Source organism: Paenibacillus sp. WLX2291 (assembly GCF_046603665.1).
In the GTDB taxonomy this organism is placed as follows: domain Bacteria; phylum Bacillota; class Bacilli; order Paenibacillales; family Paenibacillaceae; genus Saccharibacillus.
In genome coordinates, this window is record NZ_CP176755.1 from 3,978,972 (window position 1) to 4,002,337 (window position 23,366).

Consider the following 23,366-nt stretch of genomic DNA (forward strand, 5'->3'; position numbering starts at 1 on the left):
TCCATTCCATGTGCACTTGCATTAATTTATTTTCAACATATACAGACCTGTATACTTATACTAAAGCTGTACGACTAGAATTGCAAATAAAGCACCAAATAAAAACACTTGAAACTATACAGACCTGTATGTATAATTCAAAACGAACAGAATCCTGCAGGTTCTATTTCATATCCTACGATGAGGTGATTGATATGAACGTCCAACACAAGATTGCTGTTGTGCAAGGGTTGAACTTATTTTACCGAGAAGCAGGCAACCGGAATAACCCAACTATTTTACTGCTTCATGGGTTTCCGTCCTCTTCTCATATGTATCGCAATCTAATACTGCAACTGGAAGATGATTACCATATAATCGCTCCTGACTATCCGGGCTTTGGCAATAGCGACCAACCGTCCATGACGGAATTTGATTATACATTTGAAGGGATTGCTGAGTTGGTCAATGCTTTTGTGGAGCAATTGAATCTGAAGCAATATAGCCTCTATGTGCATGACTATGGCGCTCCAGTCGGCTACCGATTAGCGGTTATGCATCCCGAACGTGTACAAGCCATCATCACCCAAAATGGGAATGCGTACGAGATTGGATTAGAGTCGGCATGGGCGCCGATTCAGGCATTTTGGCAAAACCCGGACGATGCTGCTGTTCGTCAAGGTGTAGTGGACCTGTTATCGATTGCGATAACGAAGCTGCAATACGTCAATGGCACACGCAATCCGCAGAGCATCAGCCCGGACAATTGGAACAACGACCAGATTCATCTGGATCGCGAAGGCAATCAGGAGATTCAGCTTGCGCTCTATTATGATTATCAGAACAACCTCAAGCAGTATCCGACATGGCATGAATATTTCCGTGAGTATCAGCCGCCTGTATTAGTCGCATGGGGCAAAAATGATATGTTTTTTGGTGTCAAAGGGGCGCTTGCGTATATGGATGATCTGGAAGACGTGGATGTGCATCTGTTGAATACCGGGCATTTTCCGTTGGAAGAAGATTTGGATATCAGCGTGTCGTTGATTCGTGATTTTCTGAAGCGGCGGTTGTGGACAGTGTGATTTTATAATATTCAGACAGATTTATTTGAAATAACGTTGTCTGCACTGGCTTTGTTTATACAGTGTTGATTTTTTACTTTGAGCCTTTATTCATAGCTGTGATTTTACTCGGTTCCCTATACATGCATAAATAAAAGCAAGCAGCGCTAAGCATATCGGCAGTGCTGCTTACTCTTATTTCCTATGCAATACTCCAAACTCAACGCCTTTAATCTGGTGACTCCAGCGAAATTGGTTGTGGATTTAGTGATACCCATTCTACAGCCAGTTGGCATAATCTCGCTGGTCCCTCCGTGCTGTCTCCATCATGAAGTTGTTTTGCCAAAGCTTCTGCCTCTTTCAGTAAGGCATCGCTTAATGGTGTTTCCAGACTAAAATTGCGCAGCATTTTGCGGAATTGGTTATCCCAATTCACTTCGCCATTATCCAAAATCTCATGCGAGACTTTGCCGATAATTCGGATCACTTCGCTTGAACCGTAGACGCGGAACCAGAAGATGAAATAAGTACATTCCATAGCTCATCACGCTGCGCCTGCCAACCGTGTGTAGATATCAGGATCTGCGATACACTATCATGTATCTTACGCTGTTGAATCGGTACAAGCTCGAATAGCTTATAGAGATGTGCAAGCCCTTCATCCGTTTCTTGGATATATTCTTTGTTAAATCGTTCTCGATGAAATTCAAAATGAGTACCGATATATTTAATATCGTCTTTCGTGTTCGGCGTTTTTGCAGCTCCTACTTCCAGCAATAGATCAGCAATCTTCGCCGTCTCTGCAATATCGATATTGGAGCATGTTGCCAAAGCCTTTTCCAGCGGAGTCTGATGCTGATTGTTTTGCGCATGGATATTGACGCCTTTGGCAATCCAATCAATGCATGAACAGCAGCAGACTTATGTGAACCAACAGCAGTGAATAACGGAGTCTCGTTCTGATAATCCACTGCTTCCATATCTGCACCCTACTCCACCAACCAACGAATCAATTCTTCCAGCACATTGTAAAAACTCAGTGCAGTTATTTTACTGTAGCCACCTCGCGCATCATATTCACATATGGTAAACACTTCTTTCAATGCGAACAGATCGCGACCATATTAGTGCTGTGTTGCTCTATTTTATAGAATGGAAGTATATTCATAGATCAGCAGTTTATGACTACGCTCTTCGTCGATGTAAATATATTTAATAAGATTGCAGTGGATTTTATTCCTAATAATCAAATGCAATCAAAGTATTAAAATATGCACTATAGCAGATTATTTCTATAGTTCATAACCTATATTTAGTATTGATAAATTAAATCATTCGTTATTTTCTTTCTTAAACTTTTCTACGTCAGAAACTAATTCTTTAAATAATCGATCTATTGCGATATATAAAATGACTGCTGAACTAATGAATATATATTCAAACGTAATTTTTCCAGATCCGTCTAGATATTGATTAAATTTTTCATATACTTCAAAAAAAACATAAAAAATAATAAGAGAATAAATTATAAATCTTCTCATGAAAATATTCTCGTATTTATTGAAAGTAATTTCTAAAATAATATTTTTTCCATACAAGTTTTACATACACCCAAATATTAGAATAAATAGGTAAAAATAAAAGCGTAATGAAGTAAAATTTATCTTCCCAATGAAAAATAGAAATTAAATATAAAGAGAGATATAAAGGAACTAGTAACAAAAATATGTGTGCTAACTGTTCAAGAAATAATATGAACCTTTTTGCAAGATAGCTTTTCCAAATTTGCCTGTGGGTTATCCAACCAATAATCCCTACAGTAACTGGTACACTATGTCTCCTTCTAAATTCATGATAAGCACTCGTTTCAATAATGATTAATATTATAAAAACAAAAAAGTATATTAGTAATGTTGAAGATATTTCGCCAGAAAAAGCACCTAAGTTGATACTTAAAACCAAAAACGAAATCATCAAAACAAAGAAAAATAGTTCAAGAATATACAACCAGTAAGTAGACTTTAATCTTTTTGCGATAGATACACCTAATGATTCACATATTGGTAAAACAATTTTCATAAATATATATGTAAATAATATACTTAATATCGAAATTGCACCTATAATTATTCCAATAACAATTAAATTTTTAGTCATATCGCTATCTTCCCATTCATATCAATTTTATTTTTATAAAACTTAAACTTTATCTGTGAGATATATTTTTGTTTTAAGGAAATTGCTGCATCATATTTGGTATCTCAAATATCCGGGTGTTTTATTCGTACTTGGTCAGTAAAGTATTGTTCTATCCTTGCAAGTTCCCGATGTACTTCCAATCGATTCAATTTTTGTTCGCCGCCCTCTTTTACATTCAAGTATCGAACCCAGAGATCGCTGTCGATATATACATCAACAATCTCTTCATAGCTGTATACAAACTCACTATCTTCCTTTCTTATTAGTAATCCTGAGTACAGTTGCAGCAATTTGTTCAAATGTGCATCCATGGTTTTAAATAGTGTATACATTTCTATAAAAGGTACTCTTCTCATGTTGGAAATATCCCTCACACCTACATATTCATATGCACTGACTTTGTCCAACAGCTCATGCTTATATTCCCCAAAATTAGACTGTGCTTGACGAAGAGAAAGATGGTTAGCTCCCCCTTCAAAATCTGCATCATAATACTGTAAATCATCATCTTCCCAATAACAAATATTACAAATAAAAAAGGACCCCGGCGGTTCTTCGTCAAGGGTTCTATATCCATAACAGGGACAGATATACATCATGTTAAACCAACTCCTTATTCAAAAACTTGCCGCAATTCAACCTGACCTTCGCCATTCCCCTGCGGATCTGGCATTTTCTTCGCCCATTGAATGGCTTCATCTTTGGATGATACATCGATAAGAATGAAGCCAGCTACGGTATTGTAAGGATCAGTAAAGGGGCCTTCGCTAATCACGGGGTTGCCACCTGTTTCAGGATAAGACAAACGAATGGCGTTAGAGCTGGGATGAAGTCCTTTTGCCATTACACGTACACCTGCATCCTTCAATTCCTGATTATACCGGTTCATGGCTTCCATCAGCTCTGGACTTGGGAGATGTCCGGCTTCTGAATTTGCCGAAGCTTTAACGATGATCATAAACAACATCTTGATTCCTCCTTTATGTTTAAGTTCGCTTTTTGTGAGAGCGTCTATTTATGATTTAACCTCGATATTAGATGTTGATTACACTAAGGCTTTTGACTCCAAGGTGTTAATGTGCCAACCAGATGATAATTAGAGTCTCCCATGATTCCTTCCATCACTCCACTGGCAATTTCGGTATTGGTCAACCAGCGCGAGCCCGTAGGTTCGATCACGAAGCCAAGCTGAATTTGATAATATGCGTAGTTCTCCGTCTGGTTGATACTCTGCACGTACTTCTCCACATTCGCGCCACTACCCAGCACATGAAATAGCTTCCACTTCTTACTACTCCTTTGCTTTATTTCGCTATCCAACATATGAATGATTGGTTGCCCATTGCCATGAATCCATGCCACTACCAGATCATAGCTACCGTTTGCAGTTATGGATTGCTTTATTGCGTTTCTAAATTCGATTTCGTTGCTGTAGTCGACTGGAATGGAAGTGATATTGGGCTTCAAGTCGGACAACTGCTTCAGCTTCGTTACATTTCTGCCAATGATCGATACAAAATAATCTTGATCCGCAAGCCATAATGAGGTTTGCGCCAGCATTCCTGATCCGCCGATAACGAGTGCGTGCTTCATCACTGTTCTCCTTTCATCCATTACAAGTAATGTTTCAAATCCATCAAATCATAAATGATCCCGTCATGCTCAAAATCAGCTTTATCATAACGATTACACTTCCAAATCCCTTTCATTCCTACACGTCTACTCGCCATCACATCGTTAACAGGGTGATCGCCAACATATATTGCTTCACAAGCCTCTATCTCCAAACGTTCAAGCGCCCTTTTAAAAATAGAAACATCTGGCTTTCTGATTCCTTCAAGTTCAGATACCATAATAAATTCAAAATAATGACGAATACCAAGGGATTCTACATTGCCCAGTTGAAAATCACTAAATCCATTCGTAATCATGCCAAGCTTGATTTTTTGGGAAATAATATGCTCTAACAACTCTGTAAGATGAGGAAATGGGATGCAATGATTTTTAAAGTTTTCTATGTAATCGGCTAATAGTTCGTCTGCGCTAATGTTCCAGATCTGATATTCCTCAATAAGAGAAGCGTACACGATATCTTTCCACATATAACCCTTGTTGTCCAGCTGAATAAAGCGAGCAACATATTCGTCTTTATCAATGAAATGGAGTACGTCTAGTCGATCATACTGATCTCTAATAAAGCTCTCCAAAGAAAGATCGCGATCCAACAGTGTTCCATCTAAATCAAAAATAACTGCTTTGATCAACGCGCCACTCCTTTGTTCATGTGATTAACGTTTATTGTAAATGTTTCGTAGAAGCAAACTGGTCAATCGAGAATGTATTGCCATCATAACTTAACTTCGTAATAGAACATTCGGATACGAGCTGGCTCTGCTGCAAAATAAAATCAGATCTGAGTTTATTCAATATAGACTCGGGAAAAAAGTTAGTAAGATAATCGGTAATTAGCCCCCCATGCGTAATCATCACAATATTACTACTCTTGGGATATTGATCAATTAATGCCATCAACAATAAAAACAGCCGTTCTCCAGCCTCATGAGCGGAATCACCTATCGGCGGTATATAATGAGGTTCCATCGTGCATCGATCCCACATCTCAACAAATTCTTGAAACGTCTGTTCCGGCAAATCTCCCCAATTCACACGCTCTCGCAGACGCTGGTCTACTTGAACTGCCACACCAGTTACCTGTGATATATAGGAAGCTGTAGAAATAGCTCTTTGTAGAGGACTTGAGATAAGCGCCGTTATCGGCACATGATCAAAATATTGCGCTGTCTTCTGTGCCTGACTAATACCTTCTATTGTAATATCCACATTCCCTACAGCCTTTTCCTTTACGGCATGACGAACTAGAAAGAATTGCATAGTCATCATTCTTCTCCTTTGACTATATGAGAATTAAATACTTAAAATATGTACGGTATATTTATACTAGGTGTTTTACGATGTACTGTGTTTCAAATAGCCAAATCTTCACTTTCTTTGATACTTAAATACTCAATATCAGTACAATAAAAATGTATAGCTGCATCCTCATAATCTTCGATCTCATATTTCATTGGATGATAACCATATTTTGTTACATCCTTAATATTAAAACCACTTATGTATGTCAGAATTGCTCTAGACTCAAAATTCAAAGATTCTACACCCGAAAATCGTATACATAACTCATAAGTTATTTCATTTTCTTTAAGCAAAAATGTCACATCAAGTGTAGAAATCGGCTCGAAATATTTGTTGTGAATAATGCGCAAATGAAAATCTGAAATCCATTTTAGTCTATGAATTGCAAAATGACCGATAATAGATTGTATTTCTTCGATCTTCTTGATCATTTTTAAATACTCTCCCTAAAAAACAAATTTTATATATATGATCATTTGCTATTGAGCACTGGCATGTCACAGTGATTGAATATCTAATACACTTCAACCATTTTTTATTATTGCTAGCTCAGTCTATTATTGCATTGGTAATATGTCTAAGTTCAGCAAGATCTTGTCTGAGACTTTCAGCCACCTCGGTCATGTGATGGCGAGTAAAAACGAATGTACTCTGCGTTTTCAGTTGAGGATCTTCAAAAGGAATTTGCTCTGTACGCCAAGTGATATTTTGTCCTTCATGAATGACTTCAACATAATATCCGCCGCAACCAAAAATGCCGCATGAGCATGTGAACAATGGATAGATGCCCGGACGAAGCAACGTATTGAAAAATTCCTCCACAACCAGTATTTCGTCATGAGCTAATTTATTGCCATTTATGTATACAAGTAACTTCCAATCAACAACGGAAACCATCTTCCCTTTTACTTTACTTATGTTTCTGTAGACCCTTTTTTTCTCTACTTGCAGCTCAATAGATAATGTATCGTAGTGTAAATGGTCATTTTGCTTTTCAGGGAATGGATCTCGTTTACAATATTTAAAGTCCATTATTAAATCTCCATTCTTTGTTTACTGTCATGATAGCGTAGCGTGTTTGATCTTTTTCGCCATACGTTTCCATCATATTGTCCAGCAAGGATTGTTTAAACTCAGCAATCAAATAAGGTACTTTTTCGGTAACTTCAATGTTCACCCTTCCTATCATTGCTTGTTCTTACAGAAGATTCAAAAAAGAGATTGGCTGACTTATTGAACAGCATACATACAGTTATGAAAAGATACAGGATTCTTGGAATGACGTAATCTGCATATATAACGATAGCCGACACACACCATCCAACAACAAGCAGACGACCGATGTTCTTTCCTTTCCATACCAACATGCCTCCAATCAGCAAAGCCAAGCTTCCGGCATACATAATAACGAAGTTGACCCATCTGGGCAGTTCATAAAACATAGTTGCTGTAATAGCAAGACCGTTACGTAAAACAATAGAATACGACACAAGATTGGCAAAGCCGATAAGAATAAGCAAAACAGAAATGATATTTACTGATAAAGGTCTTTTGGTCAAAGATTACACATCCTATACTAGTTTGAACTATTGACGCGCAAATGATGGATTATGTTGCTAAACTGCTTATTTCATGCCTGAACATGAAACCTTTTCTATTCAAGATAGTCATATGGTAAAGTATACCGAGTAGAGGCCGATATATAGGATGGGCAGTAAGTTCGTGTTACGAAGCTCATTTTATAACGAAAAAGGATGTGCATATTTTTATGAATTTGCAAAAATGGATGTTATCAGCAGCTTTTATCGTAGTATTATCCGGCTGTGGAAATAGTAAGGAAGTAGACAGCAACCAGCAAGATACATATTCCTCTTCTGCACCAACCGTGCAAAGTAGTACCGATGCAGCTTCAACAGAAACGGATGATGTAGCAGCCAACAGTGGCAACGCTTCTGAATTATCCACTAAGGAAAAAGAAGATATTCGACTGTATTTGCAACAATACTATGCAGGCATCAACTATATAGGACAAGAAATGAGTAAAGCAGGGGATGTCGAAAACTTGCCCTCGGATGCGACCAATGAAGAGATTATAGCTTATTTTCAGACACATAATAACAATATAAATGATCAATTGCAAAAGCTTCAATCTATGAAATTTCCGCAAATCAATAACGAAGATATACGTACGGAAGTAGAAAGTATTCGCGATCGTGGTTGGTATTTTGCTAGTACAGGTAGAGATGTAGTGTCAAAAAGTATCGAATATATGCAATCAGATGACGAATCTCTTTATGAGCAGACTCAGGAACTCGTTAACGAAATGGCTACCACTTTGGCTCTGCTTCAAAAACAAATGGAACAATTGAATCTCAAACTTCAATAATACGAATACGACTCTGATTATATGTTCTGGATTGTAGAAGTGAACCAACGTCTTTTTCACTTTAAAACTTGATTATTAGCATATGAGAAGCCCGTACAAAACGGGCTTTTTATCATTGTATCTTACTGGGACTGATTTACATGGCTCTGTTCAATGACATGTTTAACATTACACTCTCATTCCTCTTCTAATTTCAATCCAGCTTATACGTATACGTATGAGTCGAATGATCCGAAGCAAATGTGTAGCGGAATGACAACGTACCGTTATCGTTTTTTACGAATGTAATGATACTGTCTTCGCTTGGATATGCGAATCGGTCGGCGGCGGCTTGGATGAGGAACTGTTTTTCTTTTGCTGGTAGATTCAGTACTTCGTGCAGATAGACGGGTTTGTTCGTTTCTCGGTTATACACAATCAGATGCTGGGTTTCGTATTCGCGGACGATTAGGAATGGAGCTTCGGCGTGTTCGACCAGATAGTTATATGCTGGATTTAATGGAGCAGCCCAATGGTAGGATGCCGTCTGTTGACCTGTTGGTGTGACAAAGTCGGTTTGTTTGCCATTGGTCAGTACATAGTCACCATTGCTCGTATCGATACTGGTGTCCTTGAAGTCGCCGACAATAGATAAAACGCTTTGTTTTACGATCATGTTCTTGGCTGCGATGAAGCGTTCTGTTGTACGGATGCGGTTGTTGACGCCGACAGCTTCTATGGCTTTGATATACGCGGATGACTCTGACAGCTTCTTCACTTCAAAGTCGGTGGAATAGTACAGATCGATGTTCACTTTACCGATGAGGTTGCCACGCTTCTGACCAATCGCTTGGTATACATGCTTGGTATCGCGGTTGATCCAGTAGGTGAGATTGTGATCCATGCCCATCACATACAAGGAAGGCAGAGTAATGATTCGATTAGGCGAATCCCAAGATACAGTCTGCTTTAAGGCGCTGGCGATGAATTTTAGTGGGAGATAGGTAGCTCCATTGATGATCTGAGCGGGTACGTCAAGACGGACTATTTTGCCATCTACCGCAGCGGTTTGGCTGCCGATGGTCAGTTGAATGGTATGTTCGGCTCCATATAGCGAAACGGTTTGGTTGGTAGCATTCCAGAAAGTACGCAGACTGGCATGTTGACTAAGTTCACGAATCGGTAGCAGTACTCTTCCGTCTTTGATATAAACAGGATTGGTGAGTGTAACACGGTAACGATCGCCGCCGGAATCGATACTTGCTTCTTTTATACTGACTGTACTACTTGCTTGGGCAGAAGATGGTAGTGTACTGCAAGTCAGGCATAGGCTTGTCACGATCGTCAAAGCTGTAATCCATTTACGCATATTGGGCAACCTCCTAATTTATGTATGTATAATTGATGACGGTTATATGTTTGAAAAGGTTTCATTGTAAGCAAAATATGAAAAAATGCTCCCACAGTTTTGCGAGAGCATCGGTGGATATAGGCAGTACATCATTGACGATTCATTTCATGTAATTACGAGATGGTCTAGCACAATCTGGGCCGATTCTTGCGTACTATATCGCATACTATCTCTATGCTCGTATCCGATTATTTCTGTTCCACTACAGGAGAAGATTGCAAAATATACCGTATATAATCGGCTGCACTCTGCTCCACCTGCTCATCTGTTGCCTGAAACGAAGCTCCGAAAAATGCGAAATACGGCAGTTCAATAGCTCCGACATGATGCAGACTTGCTTTGAACGGAGCGATAAGCTGCTCTACTGTAAACGAAACGGAACCATCTGGTAGGTAGCTAGTCTGTGTATTTCCAATGGACATGGACAGCCCGAATGATTTGCCTTGTAAACGATCGCCTGTCGATCCATATGCCCAGCCGTAGGCGAACACGTCGTCCATCCATTTTTTCAGTAACGGTGGATAGCTGTACCAGTATAATGGAAATTGTAAAATCACCGTATCGTATTGCTCCAGCAAGCGCTGTTCTCGTTCTACATCGATCTGCCAATCCGGATATTCAGTATATAATTCGTGCACCGTTATCTCTTGTGGATGCTGTAACAATTCTTGCTGCCAGCGGCGATTGACACGCGATACCTCCAGATTCGGATGTGCGAGAATTACTAATGTTTGTGTCATATCCTGTACTCCTTTCCTATCTCTCTATAGGATTTATAGTGTATGCATCTTCCTGTACTTCGGAATATCCCTATTATGCTACTGTCCATTCAAGATGAAAATACACACAATGAAGTAAGATACTTACCTGAAAGTGTGTACTGGACGGTAGCTATCTGCTATGCCAGAATAAAGGTTTACGATGATATCATTCTTTGCAATGAATAGAAGTTCATCCGTCCATTCCTAAAGTGAAATCTATCTGTTCCATGCATCCATACAAGCATATATTGGCAAATTACAATGAAGAGGAATGAGATCATGAAACAATATAATCTAGGCATTGAAGCCACATTGGAAATCATCGGTGGTAAATGGAAAGCGCTGATTATCTGCCTGCTCATCACTGGTGTTAAACGTACTGGACAACTGGAACGCAGCATCACTGGCATTTCACAAAAAGTACTGATCCAGCAACTACGCGAACTGGAACGCGATGGTCTGGTAGAACGCAAGGTGTATGACCAAATGCCGCCACGCGTTGAATACAGTCTGACTCCATATGGTGTCACTGCCAATCGTATTGTGGAAGTGATGTGCGCGTGGGGAACGGAAAATATCCATATGCGCCAGCAAGCAGGTGAAGAGATTGAATTATTGGAAAACGAGCCAGAGGCATCCTATGCGCCAGTGTCCAAGTAGTACAATCGGTCGTTTGTAGAAGTGCCCTATTCTCCCATGATTGACACTCTGCCTGTCCGGGTAAATGCAGTACGAGCAGGATTGAGAATGATCAACGAACAGGAGGATAACGACATGCTAGGGAAAAAGACCATTTTCATCACAGGTGCAGGAACCGGACTCGGAAAAGGCGCTGCCATCGGGCTTGCACAAAAAGGACACCGCGTTATTGCTACCGTTGAAACGATCTCTCAGGTTCCACCATTGCAAGACTATGCCAAGGAACAAGGTTTAACGATCGATGTATTCAAGCTGGATGTGAATAATCCGCTGGATCGCGCTCAGGTGGATAAATACGATATCGACGTATTTGTTGCCAATGCTGCGATTGGACAGGGCGGACCGCTAGCTGAATTGCCAGTAGAGAATCTACGCCAGATTTTTGAAACAAATGTATTCAGTTCGTTGGAGCTGGTACAGCTCGTTGCCAAGCAGATGGTTGCGAAGAAAAAAGGCAAAATTATCTTTATCAGCTCCATTGCAGGTCTGAGTGTAACGCCTTATCTCGGTCCCTATTGCGCATCCAAGCATGCGGTGGAAGCAATTGCACAGGCGCTCAAGGACGAATTGGCTGAATTTAATGTGCAGGTGGCTACGATCAATCCGGGTCCTTTCAAAACTGGATTCAACGATATGATGTTTGCCGAAAAAGAAAAATGGTACGACGAAAAGACCAATTTTACCAAACGTGCCGATCTGCTCAAGGGCGAGAAGTTGCTTGCCCAGCAATTTGATCCACAAGATATGATTGAGAAAATGGTCGAAATCATTGATGCCAAGCACCATCCATTCCGCAATGTGTACCCAGAAGCTTCCGAGCAGCAGGTGAAGGAATATCAAGCCAAGCTGTGGGAAGAACAGGTGTAATGAGCGAAGACGGATGTTTGTAAGTAAATCGAACGGATTGTAAATAAGTAGTGCCTTTTCGCATATTTCCTTGAACTAAAGGAACTGGCGAAAAGGCACTGTTTTGTTTTATGGCGTCAGTATAGATGATTAGATATTCAATTCATCCCAGCTGTAAATGACATAGCCTAATTGCAGTACAAATAACAATAAGTAAAGTCCGTTTATGATAAAACAATATTTTAGATTTTTGGATGTTAATAGATACTTTTCTGTGGATATTGTTTTGTCATGCTTTCTCTCCTCCAACTCTTCTTTCATTCTCAAAAAGATACGAAGTTCCAATATACCAAGTACAATCCATAGTAATGTGTATAGCATACATAATGCATTGGCTCCCGATAATAGTATGCCTATTCCTACATCTGTCGTGCGAGACAACTTAAAACACAAATGAACAACAACCGTCATTGAAAATAATCCTATCCCAATCCATCCTAATATGGGTTTGTTGTAGTAAACCATGAGTTGCTCTCCTATTCACTTAAACATCAACATATAGAGCCACATTAGCTTATGATGTCCAATTAACTTTTTGGGGATATCTTGCATATTATGAATAGTAAATCCGTAAAAATATAAATTTTCTCTATCGTACAACTGATATGTACCGTCCATCGGAATTTCGTTTCTAAATTTATACAATGCTACGACGTACTCTTCTTCCTGATTGTAGCCGTCATACTGAAGATACGATCTGTCTAAATTGCCGATATGTTGAATAGCTTGAACTGCTTCTTTTGCTTGTTGAACGACCGATATACCTGAGTCTTGCGGATACATCTTAATCGTAATCGCCGTTGTAATAATAATAGTCAAAGTAACTTTGGTAATCACGAACCACCTTTTCCGATACGTGATTAACATTGCTAGTCCAACAATAAAAATATTTATTAAAAATGTAAATGGAACCGTTACAATTCTTCCCAAGCCCGTATACGGGAAAAATTTGATCAATAACATCGTTGTTAAGATCGTTGGCATCAATAGAAACAAAAATCGTAAAAATCGGCGAAACTCTTTTAACTCGTCCATTCTATTCCCTCCCTAATTTTTTCTGTTGACATGAACCATGGTTTAAGTCCTATCATGAAGCTATCGATATCGAAAGTATACTGCAACCACCTGGAGGCCTTCAGATGAACTATGTATCCATTGGCGAAGCGGCGGCTCATTTTGATTTGCCAGAATCGACGCTGCGCTTTTATGAGAAAAAGGGATTGCTGCCGCTTGTAGAGCGCGATGCAGCCGGACGTCGCTTGTATTCGGAGCATCAAATGATGCTGCTCAAGATTATCATTTATCTCAAACATACGCATATGCCGATTCGTACTATTCGACAGTATGTAGATTGGGTCATTGAGGGTAATCATACTATACCGCAACGTTTGGACATGATGCAGCAACACAAGCAGGCGGTATTGGACGAAATCTCGTTTATGCACGAAGCGCTAGACGCGATGGACTCCAAAATCACACGTTATCAAAAACAACTGCAATCCCAAACAGAATCCCCAACGACGATGTAAATCAAACACAGAAAAGAGGTATTCTTTTATGAAGCTGAGTGGAAATACGATTGTGATCACAGGTGGAAGCGCCGGTATTGGACTGGCTTTTGCGGAACGATTTTTGCGTGCGGGTAATACGGTTATTATTTGTGGACGGCGCGAGCAAGCACTTGCGGAAGCCAAAGAACGGTTTCCTGAGCTAATTACCCGTGTGAGCGATCTGGATGTGGAAGCCGAGCGCATCGCGCTATTTGACTGGGTGACAACTACCTATCCTGATGTGAATGTGCTGGTGAACAATGCTGGAATTCAGCAACGGTTCCATGTACTTCGCTCCGATGCCAAGACGAACTGGAGCGAATTCAATCGCGAGATTACGACGAATATCGAAGCGCCGTTTCATCTGGCGATGCTGTTTGCACCTTATTTTGCCAAACAATCGTCGGCTGCGATTCTGAATGTGACGTCCGGGCTGGCATTTACGCCGTTCGCTATCGCTCCTATCTATTCCGCTACCAAAGCAGCGCTGCATTCGTTCACGATGAGTCTGCGCCATCAATTGAGCGATACGTCGGTCGAGGTGATCGAGATCGCCCCACCTGCGGTCAATACCGATCTCGGTGGCGCTGGTTTGCATACACATGGCGAGCCGCTTAACGATTTTGCAGATGGCATCTTTGAAGGGTTGGAAGCGGGACAGCTGGAAGTTGGCTACGGTACATCGGTGAGTCGTATGCGCATGTCGCGGGATGATATTGACCGATACACCGATGAGATGTATCAGTCGACCAAGCATATGTTTGAACAATAATACGGGTACGTTGGCTATTCTGTTTCGCTTTTGTTCCTTTTATGTGTGGATCTATACGTGTGAGTCTAACATAGCAGTACTACAAACACTCGTCAGCATGCTGGCGAGTGTTTGTCATTGCTAACGCAATACACATAGCGGCAATTAGACGATAACAGATGATGTAGACAGCTGCTTCAGAAATGTATGCAATTGCTGCGAATTACGGATCGTGATGATCTGCTTGTCCCCTTCAACTTTGCGTAATCTTTCCAATGTTTGTAGGCGACTTCGTTTGCGATAATTCCATATCCATTTGATAAATGCCCAATCGATCTTTTCATTACAGCCTGCGTTCATATCAGGACGGCTTTTGCCATGATATTGAATACGGCGTTTGATAACTCGGTACAGACAAAGCCAGCGCGGCATATCCAGATAGATAATCGTGTCTGCATGCTGGATACGAATATCCATCGTACGACCATAATTGCCATCGATAATCCAACAATCTGCCTGTGCGAATGCTTCCACCTGTCTGTCCCACTCCTCATCCTCGGTCGCCTGCCAGTTCGCTTGCCAGAAATGCGCATCCATATGGATAACTGGAATGTGCAACGTCTCATGAAGTTTTCTCGATAATGTTGATTTGCCAGCACCGGAACAGCCGATGATCATAATTTTCTGCATGGTAGATGAGCTTTGCATTGATATTCCTCCTCTATATCGTATGTAATACATCTTCTTCTGCCTGCACACAACATATTGCCAGGATGCCCAGTAAATGAGTGAAAAATTCTCTAACACAACTTTTTTGCTAAATTATTCTTGACTCTCCCCTTATGTGGAGGGTTTATCATACTCACATTACCAAGTAAACTCATCAGAATTAACAGATAAGTTGTTTCATTGTATTCATTCGCTGGCGTCATGTCAGCATACAGGGGGAACCAAGATGAATGTTATTTCTAAACGTCTCAGTCTGGGCATCACCGGCGCACTGTCATTATTACTAGTACTGAGTGGGTGCTCATCATCAACAACAGCATCCGGGGAGAGCGCAAGTAGCGGGCAATTAGAGAAAACGACCGTCATTCTCGATTGGACACCGAATACGAATCATACCGGATTATATGTCGCACTCGACCAAGGCTATTACAAAGAAGCGGGCTTGGATGTGGATATTATTCAACCTTCTGACGGTACAACAGCCACTCTGGTTGCAGCGGGACAGGGAGATTTTGGAGTCAGTTATCAGGAAGATGTGACTTACGCGCTGACGAACGACGATCCATTGCCGATCAAGGCGGTGGCAGCGCTCATTCAGCACAATACCTCTGGCTTTGCTTCACCAGCAGACAAAGGTATTAAAACCGTCAAAGACTTTGAAGGCAAATTGTATGGCGGCTGGGGTACACCGTCTGAAGAAGCAGTAATCAAAGCGGTGATGAGCAAGAACGGCGCCGATTTTAGCAAGGTCAAGCTGGTCAATCTTGGGGATGACGACTTCTTCGCCGCCACGCAGAACAATGTAGATTTCGCCTGGATCTTCGAAGGCTGGACAGGTATTCAAGCCAAATTGAAGCATATCGAGCTGAATTACATCCCAGTTCGTGATCTTGATCCGGCGCTCGATTATTATACACCACTATTGATCTCCGGCACGAAGACGATTCAGGCCAACCCGGAAAAAGTACGTAAATTCCTGCAAGCTACAGCTCGCGGCTATCAATATGCGATTGAGCATCCAGAGGAAAGCGCCAATATTTTGCTAAAATATGCACCGGAAATTGATAAAAACTTGGCGATCGACAGTCAGAAATATCTGGCAGACAAATACATCGACGATGCACCACGCTGGGGCGAGATGAAGGATGAAGTCTGGAACCGTTATACGAATTTCTTGAAATCAAATGGCTTGATTACAAAAGACTTGCCTGCTGATCAGGCGTATACGAACGAATTTTTGCCACAAACTTAACGTTGACGAAGCAGATGAACTTCTATATCTATCGCCAAAAGTTACGAATTTCCCGCTTTCTCTTTTCTATTATTTTGATTCATAAGGAGTCTATCGCTATGACGAAACGTATCCGGGTTATTTTGGAATATTTTTATCCGTGGACAAATTCTGCTGGATTTTATTACGCCCGCGAACAGGGCTGGTATGCAGATGCCGGGCTGGATGTGGAGCTCATTTCTGCCGATCCAGGGCGTGGTGATACGCTCTCCTATCTGGATCGCGGTGAAGCGGATTATGGCATCTTTCCAGGCAATCGCCTGCTGGTACTGCGAGAACGACAGCCTTCCGTCCAAGCGATTGCAGCGATCAATCATCGGGCAATGGAAACGATCCAAACGGTCAAACAAACCGGCATTGTACGTCCGCGTGATCTGAGCGGTCGCCGGGTTGCACTCAATCCGACACCACGCGGGCTGGCAATGGTTCGTCATCTGGTGACAGCCGACGGCGGCGACCCCGATCAGATTGAATGGGTGAACAGCGGCGTACGGGAATGGACAGCTGAAGATATTGCTGCGGGTGAAGCGGATGCGACGTTTGGCAGCTACTGGGCGTGGGAGATTCAGATGGATTCGCTCATTCCGGCAGAGCAACGGTTGATCTGGCCCGTCGATGAAATCGGTGCTCCTTCGTATCATAGCTATCAGCTCGGTACAACATCGGCTAAAGTTGCGGCTGATCCGGATGAGATTCGTACCTTTCTGTCCGTAACTGCGCGAGGGTTTCAGGCAGTTGCTGCGGATCCATCGCTGGCGGTAGGCATTTATGAGCAGATTTTGCCTTACTTTCCTGCGAAACTAATTCATCGTTCCTTGCCGCTCATTGCGGCTACGTGGCTGCATGATGGGCAATGGGGATACCAGCGCGCGCAATGGATCAAGTCATATTCGCACTGGCTGGCGAGTCATGGCATTTTGCAGCATCCTGAGCGCTGGCGCGACTCCTATACGAATGAATTTCTGACACAGGGGGAATCGTCATGAGCAATGAGCTGGATACTGGCTTTGCCCACGGAATGGGCGTAGAACCGGCGCTTCGTGACTGGCAGACTATTACGCTGACGGAAGCGGAACAGTTAATCGATCGCTATCCACAGCTCGGCAAGCTGCACAAGCTATCTTGGCATAGCCCGCGCCCCTTTTCCAGTGCAGCGATTGCTGTGACAGATGACGGGTCGGTATTTATAAAACGGCATCATGTATCGGTACGAGATGTACGGGGGATGCTGGAGGAGCATCATTTGATTCAGCATCTTCATGCTCATGGTGCGGCGGTACACCCGGTATGGGCAGATGTAAATGGGCAAACTGCGCATGCAATTGGGCAATGGACGTATGAACTGCAACCACTCGCGGTCGGTGAAGACTGGTATCGGGATGATGTATCGTGGACGCCGTTTCACCATGTGTCTCATGCGTTTGAAGCTGGACGCGCGCTTGCTTCGCTGCATCTGGCGGCAGAAGGGTATGATGCACCTGCGCGTCAGCCGCGTCCGCTCATTTCCAGCTTTGGTATCTTTGCCTCGATTGATCCGGCGGCGCGATTGGATCGCTATATTGCCCAGCGTCCAGCGTTGGCACGTTATCTGAATGGTCGCAGCTGGCAGCAAGATATTTTGCTTCCTTTATTTCCTTTTCACCGTCAGCTATATCCGCTGCTATCTTCGCTTCCACCGCTGTGGACGCACAATGATCTGCATGGCTCCAATATGCTATGGAGCGGGTCAGGCAGCGATGTGCGCGTAACTGCCATACTGGACTTTGGATTGGCAGATCGCACGAATGCGATGTATGATCTCGCAACGACAATAGAGCGCAATACGATTGAATGGTTACGGATGGATCATCCAGGGGACAACGGCATTGTCCATTATCAGCAGCTAGATGCGTTGTTGCAGGGATATCATGAAGTGCGTCCGCTTAGTGAGGCTGAGCGCAAAGCATTGCCACTAATGCTACCGCTCGTGCATGCAGAATATGCGTTATCGGAGATTGATTATTTTGAAGGGATTGTTCATTCACAACAGAATGCTGATCTCGCGTATGAGGAATTCCTGCTGGGACATGCGCACTGGTTTCATCATCAGGATGGTCGGGATGTGCTGGATTATATTCACGCTTCGCTTCAGAAGCTACCAATTTCACATTGACGTCAGTAAGCAAGTTTGCTATCTTGATTCTAATTCATATTAAATTCATCAGAATAGTATATTTATAAATCAAAGGCGTGATCATATGCTTCAATCATCGTTACGGCGTACAGACCGGATCTATCCGCTGGCTGCTGTTATTGTTCTTATTGGTCTATGGCAGGCGATTGTATCGCTCGCACATATTCCGGCTTATGTGTTGCCTTCCCCGCTAGATGTAGTACGAGCGTTAGGTTCCGATTTGGGTCTGATTGCTGATCACACCAAAGTAACATTGCTCGAAGCGGTGATTGGATTCTCGCTGTCGATTGTGCTGGCATTTCTACTCAGCATTGTTATGGATAGCTTTGCACCTGTACAAAAATCATTGTATCCGATTCTGATCATCTCGCAGACAGTTCCCATTATCGCGCTCACACCGCTCATGATCGTCTGGTTCGGCTTTGGTATATTGAGCAAAGTATTGGTCATTATTCTGGTGTGCTTTTTCCCGATTGCGGTCAGTTTGGCAGACGGCTTTCGCAAAGTGGATCAGGATTATCTGAATCTGTTCCGTTCGCTTGGCGCATCGCGAATACAGGTATTTCTGCATTTAAAATTACCTGCGGCGGCAGTGAACTTTTTTTCCGGCTTAAAAATTGCTGCTACGTACACGATCATGGCAGCAGTGATCGCCGAATGGCAAGGCGGCATGCAGGGCATCGGTGTCTATATGGTTCGCGCCAAAAAGGCATATGCGCTGGATAAAGTATTCGCCTCAATCGTCGTTATCGTCATCGTTAGCATGCTGATCATCTATCTGATTGAATATATTTCGAAAAAAGTTACGCATTGGAAATAAACCATCCAAGTAAGCTACACATAACTAGCACTAGGCATCAAAGGAGCTGATCTTCATGTCCACCATCCTCTCCCCATCTTCCACGTTAGACACGGATACATTGATTCAGCTCAGTGGAACGGGCAAGCGATACGGCAATACCGAGATTATCCGCGACATCGATCTGTACGTTCGTCGCGGCGAGCTGGTCACTGTACTGGGACCAAGCGGTTGCGGGAAAAGTACGATTTTCAACCTGATTGCTGGACTGATTCAACCAGACGCCGGGCAAGTTCAGGTGCAAAGTCAAATCGGCTATATGCAGCAAAAAGACCTGCTGCTACCATGGAAAACGGTCATCGACAACATCGCATTACCTCTGCGATTAAGCGGCGTCTCCAAAAAGGACAGTCGCCAGCGGGCAGCAGAATATATCGATCTAATGGGGCTGCGCGGATACGAGTCCCAGTATCCGTATCGATTGTCTGGTGGGATGAAGCAGCGGGCTAGCTTTTTGCGTACGTTTCTGACGTCACAGGACATGATGCTGTTGGATGAGCCATTTGGTGCGCTTGATTCTATCACTCGTAGTAAGCTACAACGCTGGCTATTAGAGATGAAAGACAATCTGAATCTATCGATTCTGCTCATTACGCACGACATTGACGAAGCGCTGCTGCTGTCTGATCGGCTGTATGTGATGTCCTCACGTCCGGGGCGAATTGTAGAAGAACTGGGCTTGCCCATGCTGCGAGAAGATAAGGCACAGCGGTTGGTCTCAGGCGAATTGTTGGAGATCAAGGAGCACATTTTGTCCTTGCTTTAGGTTGTTTTCGGTTTCACTTTGCGTTGATGTTCGGTGAAACTCGGTGGTAACTCGAACTCTATAGTTTCCATACAACAGATGTACCGGAAAGGAGCGACCGGCATGGAATTGGAATTTTTGACGATTGGAGAAGTGTCCAAGCTATGCAATATTCCCGTAAAAACACTGCGTTATTACGATGAAATTGGTCTGCTGCGACCGGATCGGATTTCGAATGAAAGTCATTACCGTTATTACTCCAAACAAAGCGCGCTCAAAATCCCATTGATCAAGTACTACAAGCAGCTTGGCTTCAAGCTCGATGATATTAAGGAGCTGATCCAAGAGCTGGATATCGGCATTTTGAGCAACTTTTTCCAAAAAGAACTGACTTCGGTCGAGGAACAAATGGATGCGCTACGCAAAAAGCATTTTGCGATTACGGAATGGAGAAAGCTGCTACAGGATGGTGAAGCGTATCTGACGCAACCGGGTGCAACCGGACGAATCGATCTGCGCACCATTCCGGTATACAAGACCGTGCATTTTCGCTATCGCTTGGAAGATGGGCAAAAGCATGAGGAAATGCTGTACAGCAACTCCTTTGTAGAACTGTGCCAGCGTAGTGATGTGTTCGCGTATGGACCATTTATGCTGCATTTTGACCATTTGCAGGAGCGGATGGATGGTAACTTCCGCGAGGTGGATTGTTATACGTCGGTGATTGAGGATGATCAACCAGGCGTGCATACGCAGGTGATTGGCGGCTTTCAGGCAATTACGACGGTGCACAAAGGTGGATATGGTCAGATCGGTGAAACGTATGGACGACTGCTAGACTGGGCGGAACGGCATAACTTTGCATTGCGTGGATCGGCGTATGAGCGTAATATTATCGATCCGTGGAGCACGCGTGTGCCAGAGCATTATGTAACCGAGCTGATCGTACCGATTCGGTCGCTGGGAGCTTGAAGGATTGCTGGAAAGGAGCATGATTTCGTATGTCTTATTTAATTTCAGTGCAAGAAGCGCTACAGCAATGGGAACTTCAACAAGCTGTGTTTCTGGATGCGCGGTTTATATTTGGCGATATCGAAGCAGGTAAAGCTGCGTATGCACATAGTCATATTCCGGGCGCAATGTATTTTGACCTGAATGACGATCTGTCTGGTCCTATTCTGGAGCATGGTGGTCGACATCCGCTGCCAGATGAACAGGTATTTGCACACAAACTGGGACAGGCAGGAATTGATGCTTCCACACCAGTCATTGTGTACGATGATCAGCATGGCGCTGTAGCGGCACGGCTCTGGTGGATGCTGCATTATTACGGGCATGATCAGGTGAAGCTGCTAGACGCGGGATTTGCCGGGTGGGTTCAGGCTGGCGGAACAGTTACAAGTGAGCCTTCTGTTGCGATTGCGCGTTCATTTCTACCACAACTTCGTCGTGAACTGGTCATCGATGTATATGAAATTTCCAGTCGTCTAGGTGAAGATGGATTGCTGCTCATAGACTCGCGGACACACGGAAGTTACACAGCCGAGACGCCAACCAAATACGCAAGAAATGGTCATATTCCCGGAGCTGTGAATTATTTCTGGGAGCACGGTGTGACGGAACATGGAGTCTTCGGTGATGCAACGCTACAACGGGATCGATTGGTTGATTTGCCAGTGGATCGCGAATATGCCGTGTATTGCAACGCTGGTGTGACGGCGTGTCCAAATGTGCTGGCTTTGCTGGAAGCAGGGTATAAGCATGTTCGACTATATGTAGGCAGCTGGGGCGATTGGATTAGCTATGAAGATGCGCCAGTTGCAACAGGCACGAGTTAATCATCGGACAATATTGAATAGAAATCAGCATCAAATATAGCGTCCGATTCCCGTACTGGTTGAATCGGACGCTATTTTGCTTGTTGTTCTTAAAGAAACAACGTGATGATGTACTTAACGATCTGCGTAGTCCTATTTCTGAGACTGGTAATCAACCCAACCATCCACATGCTTTTTATAAAAGATTTTCTTACCAGACGCCGTTTGCATATAAGGCAGGAACTGATACGTGTCATAGATACCACCGCCCATTTGCTGCTTGGTCATTTTGTCCTTTTGCAAAACTGCTTCCACATCGGTCACATCTATGCCCAGATAAGCAGCAACCTCCTGCTCATTCATCACGTCTTTTTGCACATTCGATTGTGTCGTTTCCGTCTGCTCACTCTCACTCACCGTTCCCATACTGGCAGACTTACTCAACATGTAAAAGCCGCTGATGATCGATAAGCCTATAATGATCGAGCAGATTATCGCGATGACTGCTGCGTATTGCTTATTCATCTCAAAACCTCCTTGGCACAAAACAATCTACATACCCACCTTACTCCAAGCTTCCGTTATATTTCGCACAAGCAAGCTCCCATTCTTCCAGAGACAGCTTATCCGTCACCTGCTTCATCTGTTCTGGCACCTCTACAAAGCACATAAATTCCAGACTATTGCCGTCCGGGTCTTCAAAATAAACAGAAGCATTCCCCTGATCCGGTCTGACAAAAGGATCGATCGTACTTCGATCACGAAAAGGAACGGGTTGAATATCCAATGCTCTCAACCACTGTACACTTTCTTTTAGCTGATCATAACTGACGCGAAAAGCGATATGTCGTAGCGATGGATGATACGGTGTAGCATACTCCCCGCCTTCCCATAATCCGAGCCAACTCTTTTCTTTTTCAATCCAGAAAAATATAGTATCTTCACTTTCCCAAGCCAGCTCCAAACCGAGTTTGGCATAAAATTCAATCGATTGCGCCAGATTACTAACCGGCAAATGAGCTTCATATAGTCCCAAAATCATCTGTTCTGTACTCTCCTTTTCCTCTCATTTCTCCAGCCAATGCCTTCCTACACTTGTATCATTTTACCAATTCTTACCGATATCGTCATCC

Annotated in this window: 31 protein-coding genes and 1 pseudogene; 13 read left to right on the top strand and 19 right to left on the bottom strand. The window is 42.9% G+C overall.

What is annotated here, in order from left to right; genetic code table 11:
- Positions 1-194 precede the first annotated feature (194 nt).
- Positions 195-1,064: an alpha/beta fold hydrolase gene (locus ACDE64_RS16960; protein ID WP_411347604.1), complete on the top strand. Its 870-nt coding sequence runs from the start codon at positions 195-197 to the stop codon at positions 1,062-1,064.
- Between the two features lie 208 nt (positions 1,065-1,272).
- On the opposite strand, the gene ACDE64_RS16965 is transcribed toward ACDE64_RS16960, so the two are convergent.
- The 12 genes and pseudogenes from ACDE64_RS16965 to ACDE64_RS17020 form a co-directional block, all read right to left on the bottom strand.
- A complete protein-coding gene (locus ACDE64_RS16965) occupies positions 1,273-1,530 on the bottom strand; it encodes a hypothetical protein (RefSeq protein ID WP_411347605.1) in 258 nt (85 codons plus the stop codon).
- Positions 1,527-1,874 (bottom strand): hypothetical protein, encoded by a 348-nt coding sequence (locus tag ACDE64_RS16970; RefSeq protein WP_411347606.1) that lies wholly within the window; start codon positions 1,872-1,874, stop codon positions 1,527-1,529. Before ACDE64_RS16970 ends, ACDE64_RS16965 begins: the two co-directional genes overlap by 4 nt.
- A 726-nt stretch (positions 1,875-2,600) precedes the next feature.
- The gene (locus ACDE64_RS16975; protein WP_411347607.1) at positions 2,601-3,200 is read right to left on the bottom strand and encodes a hypothetical protein; all 600 of its coding nucleotides are present in this window, start codon (positions 3,198-3,200) and stop codon (positions 2,601-2,603) included.
- Positions 3,201-3,670: 470 nt separating this feature from the next.
- Positions 3,671-3,841 (bottom strand): annotated as a pseudogene (locus ACDE64_RS16980) (CPCC family cysteine-rich protein); the annotation flags it as partial.
- Between the two features lie 14 nt (positions 3,842-3,855).
- Complete coding sequence (locus ACDE64_RS16985; RefSeq protein ID WP_411347608.1) at positions 3,856-4,209, bottom strand: YciI family protein; 354 nt, start codon at positions 4,207-4,209, stop codon at positions 3,856-3,858.
- A gap of 83 nt (positions 4,210-4,292) precedes the next feature.
- Positions 4,293-4,835 carry a short-chain dehydrogenase gene (locus ACDE64_RS16990; protein ID WP_411347609.1) on the bottom strand — a complete coding sequence of 181 codons (543 nt, stop codon included), beginning with the start codon at positions 4,833-4,835 and terminating at the stop codon, positions 4,293-4,295.
- A 20-nt stretch (positions 4,836-4,855) separates the two neighbouring features.
- Positions 4,856-5,506, bottom strand: coding sequence for an HAD family hydrolase (locus ACDE64_RS16995; RefSeq protein ID WP_411347610.1), 651 nt, complete (start codon positions 5,504-5,506; stop codon positions 4,856-4,858).
- Between the two features lie 31 nt (positions 5,507-5,537).
- A complete protein-coding gene (locus ACDE64_RS17000; protein WP_411347611.1) occupies positions 5,538-6,143 on the bottom strand; it encodes a histidine phosphatase family protein in 606 nt (201 codons plus the stop codon).
- An 83-nt stretch (positions 6,144-6,226) separates the two neighbouring features.
- The gene (locus ACDE64_RS17005; RefSeq protein WP_411347612.1) at positions 6,227-6,607 is read right to left on the bottom strand and encodes a hypothetical protein; all 381 of its coding nucleotides are present in this window, start codon (positions 6,605-6,607) and stop codon (positions 6,227-6,229) included.
- A 118-nt stretch (positions 6,608-6,725) separates the two neighbouring features.
- Positions 6,726-7,208, bottom strand: coding sequence for a hypothetical protein (locus tag ACDE64_RS17010; protein WP_411347613.1), 483 nt, complete (start codon positions 7,206-7,208; stop codon positions 6,726-6,728).
- The gene (locus ACDE64_RS17015; RefSeq protein ID WP_411347614.1) at positions 7,198-7,353 is read right to left on the bottom strand and encodes a hypothetical protein; all 156 of its coding nucleotides are present in this window, start codon (positions 7,351-7,353) and stop codon (positions 7,198-7,200) included. The genes ACDE64_RS17010 and ACDE64_RS17015 overlap by 11 nt, the downstream gene beginning before the upstream one ends.
- Complete coding sequence (locus ACDE64_RS17020; RefSeq protein WP_411347615.1) at positions 7,343-7,735, bottom strand: hypothetical protein; 393 nt, start codon at positions 7,733-7,735, stop codon at positions 7,343-7,345. The genes ACDE64_RS17015 and ACDE64_RS17020 overlap by 11 nt, the downstream gene beginning before the upstream one ends.
- Before the next feature lie 209 nt (positions 7,736-7,944).
- Here ACDE64_RS17020 and ACDE64_RS17025 point away from each other — a divergent pair, with 209 nt between their 5' ends.
- The gene (locus ACDE64_RS17025) at positions 7,945-8,562 is read left to right on the top strand and encodes a hypothetical protein (protein ID WP_411347616.1); all 618 of its coding nucleotides are present in this window, start codon (positions 7,945-7,947) and stop codon (positions 8,560-8,562) included.
- A gap of 193 nt (positions 8,563-8,755) precedes the next feature.
- On the opposite strand, the gene ACDE64_RS17030 is transcribed toward ACDE64_RS17025, so the two are convergent.
- Both ACDE64_RS17030 and ACDE64_RS17035 read right to left on the bottom strand, forming a co-directional pair.
- Positions 8,756-9,910 (bottom strand): copper amine oxidase N-terminal domain-containing protein, encoded by a 1,155-nt coding sequence (locus ACDE64_RS17030; protein WP_411347617.1) that lies wholly within the window; start codon positions 9,908-9,910, stop codon positions 8,756-8,758.
- Positions 9,911-10,140: 230 nt separating this feature from the next.
- The gene (locus tag ACDE64_RS17035; protein WP_411347618.1) at positions 10,141-10,692 is read right to left on the bottom strand and encodes an NAD(P)H-dependent oxidoreductase; all 552 of its coding nucleotides are present in this window, start codon (positions 10,690-10,692) and stop codon (positions 10,141-10,143) included.
- Positions 10,693-10,992: 300 nt separating this feature from the next.
- Here ACDE64_RS17035 and ACDE64_RS17040 point away from each other — a divergent pair, with 300 nt between their 5' ends.
- Together ACDE64_RS17040 and ACDE64_RS17045 are read left to right on the top strand one after the other, a co-directional pair.
- On the top strand, positions 10,993-11,373 hold the full coding sequence (locus ACDE64_RS17040) for a winged helix-turn-helix transcriptional regulator (RefSeq protein ID WP_411347619.1): 381 nt from the start codon (positions 10,993-10,995) through the stop codon (positions 11,371-11,373).
- A gap of 114 nt (positions 11,374-11,487) precedes the next feature.
- A complete protein-coding gene (locus ACDE64_RS17045; protein WP_411343298.1) occupies positions 11,488-12,279 on the top strand; it encodes an SDR family oxidoreductase in 792 nt (263 codons plus the stop codon).
- A 129-nt stretch (positions 12,280-12,408) separates the two neighbouring features.
- On the opposite strand, the gene ACDE64_RS17050 is transcribed toward ACDE64_RS17045, so the two are convergent.
- The gene (locus ACDE64_RS17050) at positions 12,409-12,783 is read right to left on the bottom strand and encodes a hypothetical protein (protein ID WP_411347620.1); all 375 of its coding nucleotides are present in this window, start codon (positions 12,781-12,783) and stop codon (positions 12,409-12,411) included.
- Between the two features lie 15 nt (positions 12,784-12,798).
- Complete coding sequence (locus ACDE64_RS17055) at positions 12,799-13,353, bottom strand: hypothetical protein (RefSeq protein ID WP_411347621.1); 555 nt, start codon at positions 13,351-13,353, stop codon at positions 12,799-12,801.
- Positions 13,354-13,457: 104 nt separating this feature from the next.
- Here ACDE64_RS17055 and ACDE64_RS17060 point away from each other — a divergent pair, with 104 nt between their 5' ends.
- Together ACDE64_RS17060 and ACDE64_RS17065 are read left to right on the top strand one after the other, a co-directional pair.
- Positions 13,458-13,847, top strand: a complete 390-nt coding sequence (locus tag ACDE64_RS17060; RefSeq protein ID WP_411347622.1) for a MerR family transcriptional regulator — start codon at positions 13,458-13,460, stop codon at positions 13,845-13,847.
- 28 nt (positions 13,848-13,875) lie between these two features.
- The gene (locus tag ACDE64_RS17065; RefSeq protein WP_411347623.1) at positions 13,876-14,640 is read left to right on the top strand and encodes an SDR family oxidoreductase; all 765 of its coding nucleotides are present in this window, start codon (positions 13,876-13,878) and stop codon (positions 14,638-14,640) included.
- Between the two features lie 144 nt (positions 14,641-14,784).
- Here ACDE64_RS17065 and ACDE64_RS17070 read toward each other — a convergent pair whose 3' ends face one another.
- Entirely contained in the window at positions 14,785-15,327 is a 543-nt protein-coding gene (locus ACDE64_RS17070; RefSeq protein ID WP_411347624.1) for a DNA topology modulation protein, read from the bottom strand.
- Between the two features lie 247 nt (positions 15,328-15,574).
- On the opposite strand from ACDE64_RS17070, the gene ACDE64_RS17075 reads away from it, so the two are divergent.
- The 7 genes from ACDE64_RS17075 (at position 15,575) to ACDE64_RS17105 (ending at position 22,254) form a co-directional block, all read left to right on the top strand.
- A complete protein-coding gene (locus ACDE64_RS17075; RefSeq protein ID WP_411347626.1) occupies positions 15,575-16,600 on the top strand; it encodes an ABC transporter substrate-binding protein in 1,026 nt (341 codons plus the stop codon).
- A 98-nt stretch (positions 16,601-16,698) separates the two neighbouring features.
- Positions 16,699-17,625: an ABC transporter substrate-binding protein gene (locus ACDE64_RS17080; protein WP_411347627.1), complete on the top strand. Its 927-nt coding sequence runs from the start codon at positions 16,699-16,701 to the stop codon at positions 17,623-17,625.
- Positions 17,622-18,791, top strand: coding sequence for a phosphotransferase enzyme family protein (locus tag ACDE64_RS17085; protein WP_411347628.1), 1,170 nt, complete (start codon positions 17,622-17,624; stop codon positions 18,789-18,791). The genes ACDE64_RS17080 and ACDE64_RS17085 overlap by 4 nt, the downstream gene beginning before the upstream one ends.
- 85 nt (positions 18,792-18,876) lie before the next feature.
- A complete protein-coding gene (locus ACDE64_RS17090) occupies positions 18,877-19,632 on the top strand; it encodes an ABC transporter permease (protein WP_411343306.1) in 756 nt (251 codons plus the stop codon).
- A gap of 55 nt (positions 19,633-19,687) precedes the next feature.
- Positions 19,688-20,437: an ABC transporter ATP-binding protein gene (locus ACDE64_RS17095; RefSeq protein WP_411347629.1), complete on the top strand. Its 750-nt coding sequence runs from the start codon at positions 19,688-19,690 to the stop codon at positions 20,435-20,437.
- Between the two features lie 102 nt (positions 20,438-20,539).
- Positions 20,540-21,388 carry a MerR family transcriptional regulator gene (locus ACDE64_RS17100; protein WP_411347630.1) on the top strand — a complete coding sequence of 283 codons (849 nt, stop codon included), beginning with the start codon at positions 20,540-20,542 and terminating at the stop codon, positions 21,386-21,388.
- A gap of 29 nt (positions 21,389-21,417) precedes the next feature.
- A complete protein-coding gene (locus tag ACDE64_RS17105) occupies positions 21,418-22,254 on the top strand; it encodes a sulfurtransferase (RefSeq protein WP_411347631.1) in 837 nt (278 codons plus the stop codon).
- A 132-nt stretch (positions 22,255-22,386) separates the two neighbouring features.
- Here the strand turns inward: ACDE64_RS17105 and ACDE64_RS17110 are convergent, their stop codons facing one another.
- The gene (locus ACDE64_RS17110) at positions 22,387-22,758 is read right to left on the bottom strand and encodes a hypothetical protein (protein WP_411347632.1); all 372 of its coding nucleotides are present in this window, start codon (positions 22,756-22,758) and stop codon (positions 22,387-22,389) included.
- A 40-nt stretch (positions 22,759-22,798) separates the two neighbouring features.
- Positions 22,799-23,275: a VOC family protein gene (locus tag ACDE64_RS17115; protein ID WP_411347633.1), complete on the bottom strand. Its 477-nt coding sequence runs from the start codon at positions 23,273-23,275 to the stop codon at positions 22,799-22,801.
- Between the last annotated feature and the right edge of the window lie 91 nt (positions 23,276-23,366).